Below are 14996 nucleotides of genomic sequence, written 5' to 3' on the forward strand. Positions count from 1 at the left end.
CGGCCTTGAGCCGGGGTCCCGCTTCTTCTTCAGCGTTGGCAGGCAGCGGGACCCCGGCTCAAGGCCGGGGTGACGTTCAGATTGAACAGGACAGCCTCCAATATCGAAGTACAATCCCTACTCAGGATGGGCAGAGGGGGGATCGATCAAAGTCATCCCGCTTCAGGAAAGGCGTTCGACGATCGTCACGTTGGCGATGCCGCCGCCTTCGCACATCGTTTGCAGGCCCCACCTCTTGCCGCGCGCTTCCAGCGCGTGCAGCAACGTCGCCATCAGCTTGGTGCCGGTGGCGCCCAGCGGATGGCCGAGCGCGATCGCGCCGCCGTTGACGTTGAGCCTTGCCGGATCGGCGCCCAGCGCCTTGAGCCACGCCATCGGGATCGCGGCGAACGCCTCGTTCACTTCGAACAGATCGATATCCTCGAGCTTGATGCCCGCGCGCGCCAGCGCCTTGCGGGTGGCGGGGATCGGTTCTTCGAGCATGATGACGGGATCGCCCGCGGTGACCGTGAGGTTGGCGATCCGCGCGATCGGCGTGAGGTTGAAGCGCTTGAGCGCCGCTTCGCTGACGACGAGCGTGCCCGATGCGCCATCGGTCGTCTGGCTGGCGTTGGCGGCGGTGATCGTGCCGCCCTCGGCCAGCGTCTTCACCCCGGCCATGCTTTCCGGCGTGGCGTCGGCGCGGACGCCGTCATCGGTGTCGAAGATGCCGTCGGGGGTTTCGATCGGTACGATCTCGGCCCTGAACGCGCCGCTCGCGATCGCGGCGGCGGCCTTGCGGTGGCTGCCGATCGCATATCCGTCCATGTCCTCGCGGGTGAAGCCATATTTGTCGGCGACCATCTGCGCGCCGGTGAACTGGCTGAATTCGGCGACGCCGTAACGGTCCTGGATGCTCTTCGGCCACGGCCCGACGCCCAACCCCGCCTGCGCATGCAGCGTATAATTCGATCCCATCGGCACGCGCGTCATGCTTTCGGCGCCGGCGGCGATGACGATATCCTGCGTGCCCGACATGATCGCCTGCGCCGCGAAATGCAGCGCCTGCTGCGAAGAGCCGCACTGGCGATCGATCGTCACGGCCGGCACGCTATCCGGCAGCTTCGAGGCGAGCACGAGATTGCGCCCGAACGCGAACGCCTGCTCGCCCGCCTGGCTGACGCAGCCGACGATCACATCCTCGACCGCCGCCGGATCGATCCCCGTCCGCTCGATCAGCGCATCGAGCACCGCCGCGCCGAGATCGGCGGAATGCATCCCGACGAGCCCGCCCTTGCGCGCGCGGCCGCCGGCGGTGCGCAGCGATTCGACGATGAAGGCGTCGGCCATGGTCATTTGTCTCCGGTGAAATTCGGCGGGCGCTTTTCGAGGAAGGCGGCGATGCCCTCCTTGCCTTCGGCGGTGCGCGCCTGCGCGGATATGGCGCGGCTCTCGGCATCGAGCTGCGCTTCGAGCGGGGCGCTCGCGCCTTCCAGCAGCAGGCGGCGCGTCGCGCCCAGCGCCGATGTCGCCGCCCGCGCCATCTCCTGCGCGACCGCCATCGCCTCGGCCAGCACCGCACCCTCGGCCGAAATCCGCGTGACGAGGCCGATCCCGACGGCTTCCTCGCCCTTGACGCGGCGGTTGAGCAGACAGAGTTCCTGCGCGCGGCGCAGCCCGACCAGGCGCGGCAGCAGCCACGTCGCGCCGCCGTCCGGAGACATGCCGATCGCGGTATACGCCAGGGTAAAGCTCGCGCGCGGATCGGCGATGACGATGTCGCCCAGCAGCGCGAGGCCGATGCCGGCGCCCGCCACCGCGCCGTTGATCGCGCAGATCACGGGCTTGTCCATCCGCACCAGCCGCGCGACGGCGGCGTGGACATAGACGGTGATTTCCTTGAGGAACGCCGGCAGGCTTTCGCCCGCGGCGGAGAATGCGGCGACATCGCCGCCCGCGCAGAACAGGCGGCCCGCGCCGGTCAGCAGAACGCAGCGGACGCCGTCATCCTCGTCGCAGGCGATCACCGCCTCCATCAGCGCGCGCGCCATCGGGATATCGAGCGCGTTGCCGACATCGGGCCGGTTGAGCGTGATCCGCACGACCGGGCCGTCACGCTCGACCAGGATAGCGTCGGCCATGCGCTCAGCGCGGCGCCATGCGGATCGCGCCATCGAGGCGGATCACCTCGCCGTTGAGCATCGGATTGGCGAGGATCGAGCCCACCAGCATCGCATATTCCTCGGGCTTGCCGAGGCGGCTGGGGTGCGGAACCTGCGTGGCGAGCGAATCCTGCGCGGCCTGCGGCAGGCCCTTCATCATCGGCGTCAGGAAGATGCCGGGCGCGAGCGTCATCACGCGGATGCGATGCTGCGCCAGATCGCGCGCCGCCGACAAGGTGAGGCCGACGACGCCGCCCTTCGACGAGGCATAGGCAGCCTGGCCGATCTGGCCGTCATAGGCGGCGACCGAGGCGGTGTTGACGATGACGCCCGCTTCCTCGCCCTCGATCCCGGCGGCGATCAGACGCGCGGCGAATTTCGAGATCATGTTGAACGTGCCGATCAGATTTACCTCGATCGTCTTGCGATAGAGATCGAGCGAATGCGCGACGCCTTCCCGGTTGACGATGCGCACCGCGGGCGCGATCCCCGCGCAATTGACGAGCACCCGCGCCGGACCATGCAGCGCCGCGGCGGCGTCCAGCGCTTCCGCGACGCTGGCATCGCTGGAGACGTCGACCTTGAAGAAGGCGCCGCCGATCTCTTGCGCCGCGGGCGCGCCGATCTCCTCGTTGAGATCGAAGATCGCGACCTTGGCGCCCGCAGCGGCGAGCATCTTCGCGGTGGCATTGCCCAGCCCCGATGCGCCGCCGGTGACCACCGCACCGACACCCTTCACGTCCATCACTTCCTCCGCGCCACGGCCTGGCCGCACTGTTGGTCAACGATCTGTCGCCGGGCAGCTATCACAGCGCCCATGGGTGTCAACGCGGGCGCTCGTTGGCGGGAGGCCGCTCCTCGACGGGAGCCCGCTATCTCATGCGGCGGTAGCGGCGCGGGCAAACGCGCCGCCCGGATCGAACTGACCGAGCACCGCATCGAGGCCCTTGGGGGGCGGCTTCTTGGCGGGATCGTAGAAGGGGGAGAGGATGCCCTTCATCCCCTTCTTCATGCGCTCGCCCATGAACATGCCGAACGTGCGCTCGCGCAGGATCGATGCCTCGCGCTCCTCCGGCGTCATCTCGGCACGATCGACGGCCAGCAGATGCTCGCGTGCCCGGCCGGTATGACTGGCGATATGCCTGGCCGCGAAGCGCGCGCCCCAGATGCGGTAGAAATAGCCGTAGAAGATGCGCCGCCAGAGCCCGCCGCGCGCCGCCACCGCCATGTAGAGCTTGAACGCGACCTCCCGATGCTCGAATTCCTCGGCATAATGCCAGTCGAACAGCGCGATCGCTTCCGGCTTGGCGCCTTCGCGATACGGGCCGAAATCCTCGAACCACATCCTGTACCAGACCGCGCCCATCGATTCGAAGCCTTCGGAATAGGCCAGGCAGAATTCGAGCGAGCGATTGGCGAGGAAATCGTCGAGATCCCGCTTCATCGCCTTCTCGATCCCGAGCATTTCGGGATAGCGATCGGTCTCGAAGCATTTGTTGAAGCGCGCGTGGGCGCGATAATGCTGTGCCTCCTGCGCATTGAACCAATCGACCTCGCGGATGAGCTGCGCATCCTTCGTCGGGTCGAGGCGCTTCTTGGCTTCGTTGAACACGGTGATCATGAACGGTTCGAGCGTACAGGGCGTGATCGACGAGGCGTTGTTGAAATGCGCAAATTCGAGATGGGGCGCCCAGTGCGGAAACACGCTCTCGAAATCGATCTTGGGATAACGGACCTTCATGTGACTCTGCCTTCCCGAACAGCGGCATATTGTCATCGGACAATAAGAGAATCCACGAGACTATGAACTTGGCCGCATGCACGCATTTGCGCACATCCATCTTGCGCTCAAGATGGCATGTTCGGGTTCATCGTGCCGGAGCGACGCTTGACGGGGTGCACCGGGCGGCAAATGATCGCGACGCCGGTTGCACTAAAGGAGTCCATGATGCCCGTCCATGATCTTGTCATTCGCGGCGGCACGATCGTCGACGGCGGCGGCGGCGAGCCCCGGATCGGCGATGTCGCGATCGACGGGCGCACGATCGTCGCGATCGGCACGATCGAGGGTAGGGGCCGCGAGGAGATCGACGCGACGGGGCTGATCGTCACGCCGGGCTTCGTCGACGTCCATACCCATTATGATTGCCAGATCACCTGGGACGAGCGGCTTATGCCGACGTCGCACCATGGCGTGACGACGGTGGTGATGGGCAATTGCGCGATCGGCATAGCGCCTTGCAGGCCGGAGGATCACGACCTGCTGGTGACGGTGATCGAAGGCGTCGAGGACATTCCCGAGGCGGTTCTCACCGCCGGCGTACCGTGGAAGTGGGAGACGTTTCCCGAATATATGGACTTCATCGAGGGGCGGCATGCCGACATCGATTTCGCGGCGATGATCGCGCATGCGCCCATCCGCGTCTATGTGATGGGCGAACGCGCGGCGCGGCGGGAGCTTTCGACGCAGGCCGAGCAGGCCAGGATGACGCAGCTCGTCGCCGAGGCGATCCGCTGCGGCGCGGTCGGCGTATCCTCCTCGCGCACCTCCGCGCACCGTACCACCGGGGGCGATCTCGCGCCGGCGGAGACATCGACCGAGGCGGAGCTGATGGCGCTCGCGCGCGGGCTAAAGGACGGCGGCGGCGGGGTGTTCGAGATCAACATCGAATTCGCCGATGCCGACGAGGGCGAGGAGAGCGCCGACTATAATCTCCTGCGCCGCGCGGTGAAGGCATCGGGCGGAAGGCCCGCCTATTTCCTGCTGATGGAATTCGCCCGTCAGCCGACGCTCTGGCGGACTTTGCTCGAACTCAACGCGCAGGCGAACGCCGAGGGATTGCCGATCAAGGGCGAGGTGATGCCGCGCGCCAACGGTGTGCTCTGGGGCCTGACCGCCTCGCATCATCCCTTCTCGCTCAACCCGAGCTATCGCGCGATCGCGGACCTGCCGCTGGCGGCGAAGGTCGCGAAGATGCGCGATCCGGCGTTCAAGGCGAAGCTGCTCGCCGAGGCGCCCGCGCACCGCAATCCCGTCCTGGTGGTGATGGCGAAGATGTTCGAGCAAGCCTATGCGCTGGGCGATCCCGCCGATTACGAGCAGCCGCGCGAACGATCGATCGGCGGGCGGGCGGAGGCGCTGGGCGTGGATCCGGCGGGCCTGGCCTATGACATGCTGCTGGAAGACGAGGGCAAGGCGATGCTCTATCTTCCCTCCACCAATTATCTCCACGCCAATTACGATTGCGTCCACGAAATGATGACACATCCGGATTCGCTCGTCTCGCTGGGCGACGGCGGCGCGCATTACGGCATGATCTGCGACGCGAGCTATTCCACCTATCTGCTCACGCACTGGGTCCGCGATCGCACGCGCGGGCCGCGCGTGACATTGCCGTGGGCGATCGAGGCGCTGACGAGCAAGCCCGCCAAGGCGTTCGGTTTCGCGGATCGCGGGCTGCTGGCCCCCGGCATGAAGGCCGACCTCAATCTGATCGACATGGAGCGTCTGACGCTGCCGGGGCCGGAGGTCGTCAGCGATCTGCCGGGCGGCGGATCACGCACGATCCAGCGGGCCAAGGGCTATGTCGCGACGATCGTATCGGGCGAGATCACCTATCGCGAAGGCGCGCCGACGGGCGCCCTGCCCGGGCGGCTCGTGCGGATCAACCAGCAGGATCGGGTCATGGAGAAAGTCGCCGAACTGGAACGCGCCTGATCCTGGGCAATGCCGATCGCCCGCGCATCGTGGCGGCGATGCCCGGAGACTAGGCTTGCTCTCCCGCCCGCCCGGCGCGACGAGCCGTTTCCGCAAGGACCGGCAAGGAGCATCAAGGATGAAGATCGATTCGAACGTATCGGCGATCGTGACCGGGGGCGCATCGGGGCTGGGCCTGGCCAGCGTCAAGGCGCTTCGGGCGGCGGGCGCCAAGGTCACCATCTTCGATCTCAATCCCGAAACCGGCCAGAAGGCCGCCGCCGAGACCGGCTCGGCCTTCGCCGCGGTCGACGTGCTCGACGAAGCCAGCCTGGACGCCGCATTCGCCACGGCGCGCGACGCGAACGGGATCGCGCGCGTGCTGGTGGCCTGCGCCGGCGGCGGCAACGCCGCGACCACGATCAAGAAGGACAGGGAAACCGGCGCGATCAAGCGTTTCCCGACCGACACCTTCGCGCGCGTCCTGGCGCTCAACGCGGTCGGCACCTTCGCCGCGATCACGCGCTTCGCCGCCGAGGCCGCGACGCTCGATCCGATCGATGGCGAGCGCGGCGCGATCGTCTGCACCGCATCGGTCGCCGCCGAGGACGGCCAGCAGGGGCAGGCGGCCTATTCGGCCGGCAAGGCGGCGATCATCGGCATGACGCTGCCGATCGCGCGCGATCTTTCCCGCTTCGCGATCCGGATCAACACGATCCTGCCCGGCATCTTCGATACGCCGCTGATGGGAACCGCGCCTCAGGAAGCCCGCGATGCGCTGGCCGCGACGGTGACCTTCCCCAAGCGGCTGGGCGACGCGTCCGAATATGCGAGCCTCGCGCTCGAGCTGATCCGCAACGGCTATTTCAACGCGGAGACGATCCGGCTGGATGGCGGCATCCGCTTCGCGGCGCGCTGACGCGCTTTCCGGCGGCGCGGCGCTTCAGGCGATGGCGCCCGCCGCCTTCAGCGCCTCGATCCGATCCCATTCGATCCCGATTTCCATCAAAAAGGTCTCGGTATGCTCGGACGCCTGCGGCGCCCGGGTGGTTTCGACGGGAGCATGATCGAACTGGACCGGGTTGCGGACCAGCTTCATCGGCGCCCCGCCATCGATCGCCTCGACCTCGAACAGCATGTCGTTGGCCAGCGCCTGTTCGTCCGAGACGAGCTCAAGCAGGCTCTGCGCAGGTGCCCATTGGCCCTTGAAGGTCTTGAGATGATCGCGCCAGTAAGCGAACGGCTTCTTACCGATCGCCTCGACGATCAGCGCGCTCGCGGGCGCCCAATTCTCCATCAGGGCCCGCGCATCGGCGAACCGTGGATCGTCGGCGGCCTCGGGGATGCCGAGATGCTCGAACAGATTGCGGATATAGGGCCCCGGCGTGAGCGTGCACAGATTGATCGTGCCGCCGTCCGAGCTGAGGAAATTGCCGAGGAACGGGTTGCCGGGCATGCCGCCCGATTCGGGCATCCGCCCGCGCGGGGCCTGCCCGGTCTCGATCGCCGCGTCGATCGCGGCGCCCGCCGCCCACCAGCTCGTGCTGAGCAGCGAAACGTCGAGCTCGACCGCCTCGCCCGTCTGCGCGCGATGGAACAGCGCCGCCGAAATGCCACCCGCGATCGTCATGCCGCCGATCGAATCGCCGAACGCGGGGATCGACTGGCCGAGCACACCGCCGAGCTCGGGCGGAGTCATCGCCTGCGCGATGCCGCTGCGCGTCCAGAAGGCGGTGCCGTCGAAACCCCCGGCGTGCCGTTCCGCGCCCTTGTCCCCGAACGCGGAGCCGCGCGCATAGATGATGTTCGGATTGACCGCGCGGATATGTTCGATGTCGAACTTATGCTTCTGCCGGACGGCAGGCAGATAGTTGGTGAGGAACACGTCCGCGGTCTTGGCGATCTCGTAGAGAACCTCGCGGCCCTCCTCGGTGGAAACGTCGATGCCGACGCTGCGCTTGCCGCGGTTGGGATGCTCCATCAGCGTATGACGCAGCGGATTGACCTTCATGCCGCCAACATTGATGAAGCCGCGCTGCGTGTCGCCGCGTATCGGATGCTCGATCTTGATGACGTCGGCGCCCCAATCCGCCAGCACGGCGCCCGCCGCCGGCACGAACGTGAACTGCGCGACCTCCAGGACACGGACACCCTTCATCACCTGAGTCATCGTATCGCGATCCTTCGAACATCACCGCATCGGCAACCTGCATGCGGAGGCGATACGCTAGTGGGCGTTTCCCGCGCCGCCTAGGCCGCCCCCGCTCACACATCGTGGCTGCGATAGCGCGCCGAGCTTAGAGTTTGTTCGAAAACTCGCGTAAGAACGAATTTCCGGCAATACACTCCGTAGCCTGCCAAAAATGAGCGGCCTTCATTTTTTCCGTTGGCGACGGGCTCGAGCAGGACCTATGACGGAAAAAACAGGATGGGCGAGGATGAAGGATCGGTACGACTATATCATCGTAGGGGCCGGCTCATCCGGATGCGCGCTGGCCAATCGCCTTTCGGCCGATCCCGCCAACAGCGTCCTGCTCGTGGAGAGCGGGCCGGTCGACGACAGCATGTTCGTCCACATGCCGCGCGGTCTCGGCATCATCGGCAATCCCGGCAGCAAATATATCTGGGAATATCAGGTCCAGCCCGCCGGCAACAAGCCCGCCGAGCGCTGGTTCCGGGGGAAGACGCTCGGCGGATCGAGCTCGGTCAACGGCATGATCTACATGCGCGGCGCGCCGCTCGATTATGACGGCTGGGCGGCGCTGGGGTGCGAGGGCTGGAGCTGGGCGGAGGTCGGCGCCAAGTTCGTCGAGCTCGAGGATCATGATCAGGGCGCGGGCAAATGGCGGGGCACGGGCGGGCCGCTGCACATCACCACGCATCCCAAGGGCAATCCGCTGTACGAGGCGATCGTCCAGGCCGGCGAGGAGATGGGCATTCCCCGCGTGCTCGACGTCAACGACGTCGACGCGGTCCGCGAAGGCGGCATCGCCTATCAGACGACGACGCGCTATCGCGGCAAGCGGTTCAGCGCGGCGCGCGCGTTCCTCAACCCGATCCGCGGCCGCAAGAATCTCGACATCGCGACCGAGACCGACGTGCTCAGGATCATATTCGAGGGCAAGCGCGCCACCGGCGTCGCGCTTCGCGACAAGCAGGGCACGCGCAGCATCAGCGCCGATCGCGAGATCGTGCTTTCGGCCGGTGCGTTCCAGACGCCGAAGCTGCTCCAGCTATCGGGCATCGGCCCCGCCGCGCTGCTTGAGCCGCTCGGCATCGATGTCGTGGTCGATGCGCCGGAGGTCGGCCGCAACCTCCGCGAACATCGCCACGTCGATCTTCGGCTCAAGGTGAAGAGCCACAGCCAGAACCCGCAGCTCGGCGGGGTCCAGGTGATCTGGTCGATGCTGCGCTACCTTTTCGGCCGCAAGGGCCCGATGACGCATGCGGCACATGAGGTGGGCGCCTTCGCCAAATCCGATGATTCGCTGAAGCACGCCGATCTCCAGTTCGGGCTGATGTCGGTCTCGGCGGGCGCCAACGGCAAGGATGGCGCGATCGCGCTCGATCCCTTCCCCGGCATCACGTTCATCACCTATTTCACCAGACCGGAAAGCCAGGGCGAGGTTCGCATCCAATCGGCCGATCCGGATGCCGCGCTGGCGGTCAGCGTCAATCATCTGGGCGCCGAAATCGATCGCGAGAAGTTCGTCGCGGCGTTCCGGTGGAACCGGCGGCTCGCGGCGCAGCCCGCGCTCAGGAAATGGGTCGTCGAGGAGGTCTATCCGGGCCCCGCGATGCAAACCGACGACGAGATACTGGCGCAGGCGATGGAGCTCGGCGGGACCTGTTTCCATTCGGCGGGCACCGCCCGGATGGGGATCGACGATCGGGCGGTGCTCGATCCCAGGCTGCGCGTGCGTGGCGTCGAAGGGCTGCGCGTGGCCGACACCTCGATCATGCCGACGCTCGTATCGGGCAATACCAACGGCCCGGCGATGATGATCGGCCTGCGCGCCGCCGATTTCATCCTCGCCGATCGGGTATGATCGGTTCGCGGCACATTGCGGCGAAGCGGCCCCGAACCATGCGACTTTCGGGTCCGGCCATGCCAGACCAGCACATCAGAGTATCAGTGGAGCCTTGAGCGATGAATTTCGAGCCGTCCGACGACCAGAAGATGATTGCGGATACGTTCGCGCGCTATCTGGACGAACATTCCAGCATTGCCCGCGTGCGCAAGGCGCTGCCGTTCGGGTTCGACGCGGAACTATGGCGTGGGCTCGGCGAGATGGGGGCCTTCGCGATGCGCGTGCCCGAAGCCGATGGCGGGCTCGGCCTGTCGCTGCTCGATGCCGCGCTGCTGATGGAGGAGGCCGGGCGCACGCTCGTGTCCGGCCCGCTCGCCGAGGCGATCGTGGCGGGGCGTCTGCTCGCGCTGATCGGTGACGATGGCGTGGCCGCGCTGGCGGGGCGCGCCGCGACGGGCGATGCCGTGCTCACGCTGGCGCTGAACGATGCGGCCGAGGAGCCGCTGCAGTGGATCGCCGGCGGTGCCGTCGCCGATGCGGTGATCGCGCGCGACGGCGACAGCATCGTGATGGTGGTGCCCAGCGCCGCCGAGAAGGCGGCGGCCGCCGAGCGCGCCTCGCCCGAGGGGACGCGCAATCATGCCGGCGAGCCGATCGCCCCCAATCTCGCGTCGATGCCGATCACCCAGGTGCGCCTAGACGCCGCCGACCGGACCGTGCTGGCGACGGGGCCGGAGGCGGTGGCGCGGTTCGCCGCCGCGATCGAGGAGTGGAAACTGCTCACCGCCGCGACGCTCGCGGGGATCGGGCGGGAGGCGGTTCGCCTCGCCGCCGTCTATGCCTCCGAACGCAAGGCGTTCGGCCAGCCGATCGGCACCTATCAGGCGATCTCGCATCCGCTCGCCGATCTGGCGGTCGAGGCCGACGGCGGCAAATATCTGGTCTGGAAGACGATCCGGGATATCGCCGACGGCGTCGAGCAGGCGGGCGCGCAGGTCTCGATGGCACTGTGGTGGAACGCCAAGACCGCCGGCGCCGCCGGATCGCAGGCGCTCCACACGTTCGGCGGCTACGGCCTGACCAACGAATATGACATCTATCTCTACAATCTGCGCGCGCGCGCGCTGCCCATGCTGCTCGGCGATCCCGAGGAGATGCTCGCCGAGGCGGGGCGCCGGCTCTACCAGGGCGAGCAGGTCTCGCTGCCCGACGTCGGCGAGGTTTCGATCGATTTCGATCTCGGGGACGAGGCGCATGCGCTCGCGGCGGAGGTCGATGCCTTCTTCACCAGGACGCTGACGCCCGAATTGAAGGCCAAGGCGCATTATTCCTACGCGGGCCACGACGATTATGTCCACAAGCGGCTGGCCGAGGAAAATCTGCTCTTCCCCGGCTGGTCGAAGGAATATGGCGGCCGCGAAGCGAGCCCCTATGCGCTGAGCGCCGTCGCCAGCGTCTGGGAGGATCATGGCTGGTCCAGCCACGCCGCCGGGACGAGCAGCATGGTCGGCTGGATCATGCAGCGCTTCGGCACCGACGACCTCAAGGAGGAGGCGCTGGCAAGGGTGGTGGCCGGAGACGCGGTGTGCAGCCTCGGCTTTTCGGAGCCCGGATCGGGTTCGGACGTGTTCGCCGCCGCAACCCGGGCGACTCCGGACGGCAACGGCTGGCGGATCAACGGATCGAAGATGTTCACCTCGGGCGCGAACTTCGCCGAATATGTCCTGCTTCTCGCGCGCACGAACTTCGATGTCCCCAAGCACAAGGGGCTGACGATGTTCATCGTCCCGCTGAAGAGCGAAGGCGTCGAAATCCAGCCCGTCTATACGTTCCAGGACGAGCGGACCAACATCACCTATTACGACAATGTCTATATTCCCGACAGTTATCGGCTCGGTCCGGTGGACGGCGGCGTGCGCGTGATGGCGGCGAGCCTCGAGCTCGAGCATGGCGCGAGCTTCGTCAAGGTGCAGCGGCATATGCTGCACGAGGCCGAGACATTCTGCCGCGAGACGATACGCAAGGGCACGAGGCTGATCGAGCGTGAGGATACCGTCCGCCGGCTCGCGCGGGCGGCGGTGCATATCGAGCTATCGACGGTGATCTATTATCGCGCGCTTTGGGCGAGCGTGGAGAAGCGCGAGGTGCCGGCCGCCGGCCCGGCCTCCAAGATGTTCTCCTCGGAGAAGTTCCTAAAAGACGCGGCCGATCTGCTCAATCTTTCCGGCCAGGCGGGATTGGCGAAGGACGGCTCGGCGGGATTCCTCAACCTCAGCTACCGCCATGCGCACGGTACGACCATCTATGGCGGCACCAGCGAGGTGCATCGCAGCATGATCGCCGAGCGCCAGCTCGGGATGCCGCGAACCCGGTCGTGACGACGCGCCCGCATTGAAGCGTGGCCGATTTTCAGGGGACGGGGGTCAACTCCAGTCCGTCGAGATCGGCCGAGATGCGGATCTGACAGGACAGCCGGCTTTCGGGCCGAAAATCGTCGGTCAGTTCCAACAGATCGCGTTCGTCGGCGCCGGGCGGGCCGACGATCGCGCGCCACGCCGGCGCGACATGCACATGGCATGTCGCGCAGGCACGAAAGCCGCCGCACTGACCCTCTATCCCCGGCACGTCGGCGCGCTTGGCGGCGGCCATGACCGTATAGACCGAGCCATCGGCAAGCACCTCCTGTATCGTGCCGTCCGGAAGGTGGAAGCGTAGCAGCGGCACATGATTTTCCGACGTCATGCCCGGCCGAAAGACGATTGGGCCTTCGACGTCAAGGACCGGATGCAGGCAGGCCACCCGCAGCGGCGTCGCTCCGATGTGGCAAGGATTCGCGCCGGTTAGGGTCTGTCTCGTTCAAGCTGAAACGTCACCCCGGCTCAAGGGCGGGGTGACGGGAGCATAACGTCGACAGGACAGACTCTAAAGGGCCAGGTTGTGCGCGTTCGCCGCGTCTTTCGCCGCGACATAGCCCCAGGTGAAGGCGGGGCCGATGCTGGAACCGGCGCCGGGATAGCTGCGCCCCATCACCGACGCGGTAGAAGTGCCCGTCGCGTACAGGCCGGGGATAGGCGATCCGTCCTCGCGCAGCACGCGCGCCTGCACGTCGGTGACGACGCCGCCATAGGTGCCGACATCGCCCGGATAGATTTCGACCGCGTAGAACGGGCCCTTCTCGATCGTGCCGAGCGTCGGCGACGGCTTGTGCGCCGGATCGCCGAGATAATTGTCATAGGCGCGGTCGCCACGGTGGAAATCCTCGTCCTTGCCGTTGCGCGCGAAGCCGTTGAAGCGATCCACCTGCGCGCGCAGCACCCTGGGATCGAGCTTGCAGGCCGCCGCCAGCTCCTCGATCGTCTCGCCCTTCTTCAGGAAGCCGCTGTCATACCAGTTCTGCGGCTTCTTGGTTCCGGGCATGCTGCCCGCGAGCATATATTTCTTCAGATATTGCGTGTCGAAGATCATCCAGCTCGGGATGCAGGGGGTGATCTTGTCATGCGCCAGCATCTGCTGCCCGAACGTCATGTAGGATTGCGCCTCGCGGATGAAGCGGACGCCGCTCTGATCGACCATCATGCTGTGCGGACTGGAGACGTCGCCCTGAACCATCGAGGGCGTATCGTTGACCTCGGGCGGAAGCGCCATGTAGCAGCCGACCATCTCCTCCATCTGCGCGATGTCGGCGCCGATCCGCATCATCTCCTCGATCATCTCGCCGGTGTCGCCGACGCACGCATAGGTCCATTTGACCGACGTCCCGGGCTGATATTTGTCGCGCATCCGCTGGTTGCGCGCGAAGCCGCCGGCGTTGACCAGCACGCCGTTCCGGCTGCCGATCCGCGTCTCCTTGCCGTCGATCGTCGCGACGACGCCGGTGACGGCGCCCTTCGCGTCGGTGACGAGCCTGTGCACCGCGGCGTCGGTGCGGAACTCGACCCCCGCCTTGACCGCCGCCTGCAGCATCCGGCCCTGAAGCGCGTTGCCCGCGGTGACGTAATGCTTGCCCTGGATCTTCTGCGTCACCGCGCGCAGCACGATGCGGGCGAGCATCCTCTTGCCCGCCCAGGTCGTCTTGAAGCGGCCGACCTTCATCGCCTCGTCGAGCTTGGCGGGGAGCGCCAGGAAATTGGGACGGAGCTTCTTCTTCCATTCGCCGAGCTCGTTCGAATCGAACAGCTCCGCGACGACGGTGCGGCCTTCCTCGGAGCCGCCGGGAAGATCGTCGTTATAATCGGGCCAATAGGGGATGCGGCGCAGCTTGATGCCCTTGTCGATCAGGAAATCGATCATCTTCGGTGCTTCGCTGAGATAGGCCATCTGCCGTTCGCGCGTGCCGCCCGGCGCGTTCGCGCGATCGCCGCCGAGCGCGTCGAGATAGGTCAGCGCCTTGTCATAGCTGTCTTCGACGCCTTCGGGCTTCTGGAAGGGATTGTTGGGAATCCACATCACGCCGCCCGCCATCGCGGTGGAGCCGCCGATCAGATCGGTCTTTTCGAGGATCAGCGTCTTCTTGCCGACGGCCGCCATCACCAGCGCCGCGCACATCGATCCGCCGCCGCTGCCGACCACAACGAAATCGAAGGTTTCGTCCATCTGCTCCACAAGCCTCTCCAATCCTGCCGCGGGCTTCATCCGCCCCGTCTAACCGCTCATGCCTCGAATTTCCGGACCGCCCGGTCAAGCGTCGGCCGTCGCTCCGGCGAGCCTACATCGGCCCCGGCAGCGCCGCCAGCCGCGCCGCCGCGGCTTCCGCGCCGCCCGCGACCGCCGACAAGGCATGCGCGCGCTTCAGCAGGAGATGCGGATCGGCCTCGTCGCTGAAGCCGATCCCGCCATGAACCTGGATGTTGAGCCGGGCGTTCCCCAGCGCCGCCTCGATCGCCAGCAACAGCGCCGCCTCGACCTGAAAAGCCGCATCGGGCCGCCGCTCGTCGAACGCGACCGCCGCGAACGTCGCCAGATCCAGCGATGCCCGCGCGGCGAGCGCCATGTTGGCGCAATGATGCTTGACCGCCTGGAAAGCGCCGACCGGCCGGCCGAACTGCTCGCGCATGCCGGCATAAGCGACCGCCATTTCCGCCGCCGCGCCGGCGATGCCGCACAACGTCGCCGCCAGGATCAGCCGCG

The 14996-nt window shown here is 66.7% G+C and carries 12 protein-coding genes; 4 read left to right on the forward strand and 8 right to left on the reverse strand.

Translation table 11 applies throughout. The annotated features are described in order from the left end of the window. Positions 1 to 162: 162 nt before the first annotated feature. The 4 genes from HUU94_RS08205 to HUU94_RS08220 all read right to left on the reverse strand — a co-directional run bounded on the left by HUU94_RS08205 (position 163) and on the right by HUU94_RS08220 (position 3882). Positions 163 to 1329, reverse strand: coding sequence for an acetyl-CoA C-acetyltransferase (locus HUU94_RS08205; protein ID WP_174274609.1), 1167 nt, complete (start codon positions 1327 to 1329; stop codon positions 163 to 165). 2 nt (positions 1330 to 1331) lie between these two features. Beyond that, on the reverse strand, positions 1332 to 2120 hold the full coding sequence (locus HUU94_RS08210) for an enoyl-CoA hydratase/isomerase family protein (RefSeq protein ID WP_174274599.1): 789 nt from the start codon (positions 2118 to 2120) through the stop codon (positions 1332 to 1334). Between the two features lie 4 nt (positions 2121 to 2124). Beyond that, positions 2125 to 2886 (reverse strand): SDR family NAD(P)-dependent oxidoreductase, encoded by a 762-nt coding sequence (locus HUU94_RS08215; protein ID WP_174274600.1) that lies wholly within the window; start codon positions 2884 to 2886, stop codon positions 2125 to 2127. 132 nt (positions 2887 to 3018) lie between these two features. Further along, positions 3019 to 3882 carry a metal-dependent hydrolase gene (locus HUU94_RS08220; RefSeq protein ID WP_174274601.1) on the reverse strand — a complete coding sequence of 288 codons (864 nt, stop codon included), beginning with the start codon at positions 3880 to 3882 and terminating at the stop codon, positions 3019 to 3021. A 207-nt stretch (positions 3883 to 4089) separates the two neighbouring features. Here HUU94_RS08220 and HUU94_RS08225 point away from each other — a divergent pair, with 207 nt between their 5' ends. Both HUU94_RS08225 and HUU94_RS08230 read left to right on the forward strand, forming a co-directional pair. After that, the gene (locus HUU94_RS08225; RefSeq protein ID WP_174274602.1) at positions 4090 to 5859 is read left to right on the forward strand and encodes an N-acyl-D-amino-acid deacylase family protein; all 1770 of its coding nucleotides are present in this window, start codon (positions 4090 to 4092) and stop codon (positions 5857 to 5859) included. A gap of 118 nt (positions 5860 to 5977) precedes the next feature. Next, on the forward strand, positions 5978 to 6757 hold the full coding sequence (locus HUU94_RS08230; RefSeq protein WP_174274603.1) for an SDR family NAD(P)-dependent oxidoreductase: 780 nt from the start codon (positions 5978 to 5980) through the stop codon (positions 6755 to 6757). A 24-nt stretch (positions 6758 to 6781) separates the two neighbouring features. Here HUU94_RS08230 and HUU94_RS08235 read toward each other — a convergent pair whose 3' ends face one another. Next, positions 6782 to 8008: a CaiB/BaiF CoA transferase family protein gene (locus HUU94_RS08235; RefSeq protein WP_174274604.1), complete on the reverse strand. Its 1227-nt coding sequence runs from the start codon at positions 8006 to 8008 to the stop codon at positions 6782 to 6784. Positions 8009 to 8276: 268 nt separating this feature from the next. On the opposite strand from HUU94_RS08235, the gene HUU94_RS08240 reads away from it, so the two are divergent. Together HUU94_RS08240 and HUU94_RS08245 are read left to right on the forward strand one after the other, a co-directional pair. Continuing rightward, positions 8277 to 9887 (forward strand): GMC family oxidoreductase, encoded by a 1611-nt coding sequence (locus HUU94_RS08240; RefSeq protein ID WP_174274605.1) that lies wholly within the window; start codon positions 8277 to 8279, stop codon positions 9885 to 9887. Positions 9888 to 9988: 101 nt separating this feature from the next. After that, positions 9989 to 12247: an acyl-CoA dehydrogenase family protein gene (locus HUU94_RS08245; protein ID WP_174274606.1), complete on the forward strand. Its 2259-nt coding sequence runs from the start codon at positions 9989 to 9991 to the stop codon at positions 12245 to 12247. 31 nt (positions 12248 to 12278) lie between these two features. On the opposite strand, the gene HUU94_RS08250 is transcribed toward HUU94_RS08245, so the two are convergent. From HUU94_RS08250 to HUU94_RS08260, 3 genes are all read right to left on the reverse strand, one after another. Then, positions 12279 to 12611 (reverse strand): 2Fe-2S iron-sulfur cluster-binding protein, encoded by a 333-nt coding sequence (locus HUU94_RS08250; protein WP_174274607.1) that lies wholly within the window; start codon positions 12609 to 12611, stop codon positions 12279 to 12281. A 180-nt stretch (positions 12612 to 12791) separates the two neighbouring features. Then, complete coding sequence (locus HUU94_RS08255) at positions 12792 to 14462, reverse strand: FAD-binding protein (protein WP_254602054.1); 1671 nt, start codon at positions 14460 to 14462, stop codon at positions 12792 to 12794. A 112-nt stretch (positions 14463 to 14574) separates the two neighbouring features. After that, a partial coding sequence (locus tag HUU94_RS08260) for an acyl-CoA dehydrogenase family protein (RefSeq protein WP_302480190.1) occupies positions 14575 to 14996 on the reverse strand: 422 nt, incomplete at its 5' end.

It is taken from the genome of Sphingomonas bacterium, from assembly GCF_903644055.1.
In the GTDB taxonomy this organism is placed as follows: Bacteria; Pseudomonadota; Alphaproteobacteria; order Sphingomonadales; family Sphingomonadaceae; genus Sphingomonas_I.

Excerpts from the sequence above, each read along its gene's own strand:
- HUU94_RS08215 (WP_174274600.1), bottom strand. The coding sequence starts at position 2,886 with ATGGACGTGAAGGGTGTCGGTGCGGTGGTCACCGGCGGCGCATCGGGG.
- HUU94_RS08210 (WP_174274599.1), bottom strand. The coding sequence starts at position 2,120 with ATGGCCGACGCTATCCTGGTCGAGCGTGACGGCCCGGTCGTGCGGATC.
- HUU94_RS08230 (WP_174274603.1), top strand. The coding sequence starts at position 5,978 with ATGAAGATCGATTCGAACGTATCGGCGATCGTGACCGGGGGCGCATCG.
- HUU94_RS08255 (WP_254602054.1), bottom strand. The coding sequence starts at position 14,462 with ATGGACGAAACCTTCGATTTCGTTGTGGTCGGCAGCGGCGGCGGATCG.
- HUU94_RS08205 (WP_174274609.1), bottom strand. The coding sequence starts at position 1,329 with ATGGCCGACGCCTTCATCGTCGAATCGCTGCGCACCGCCGGCGGCCGC.
- HUU94_RS08245 (WP_174274606.1), top strand. The coding sequence starts at position 9,989 with ATGAATTTCGAGCCGTCCGACGACCAGAAGATGATTGCGGATACGTTC.
- HUU94_RS08235 (WP_174274604.1), bottom strand. The coding sequence starts at position 8,008 with ATGACTCAGGTGATGAAGGGTGTCCGTGTCCTGGAGGTCGCGCAGTTC.
- HUU94_RS08240 (WP_174274605.1), top strand. The coding sequence starts at position 8,277 with ATGAAGGATCGGTACGACTATATCATCGTAGGGGCCGGCTCATCCGGA.
- HUU94_RS08225 (WP_174274602.1), top strand. The coding sequence starts at position 4,090 with ATGCCCGTCCATGATCTTGTCATTCGCGGCGGCACGATCGTCGACGGC.
- HUU94_RS08220 (WP_174274601.1), bottom strand. The coding sequence starts at position 3,882 with ATGAAGGTCCGTTATCCCAAGATCGATTTCGAGAGCGTGTTTCCGCAC.
- HUU94_RS08250 (WP_174274607.1), bottom strand. The coding sequence starts at position 12,611 with ATGACGTCGGAAAATCATGTGCCGCTGCTACGCTTCCACCTTCCGGAC.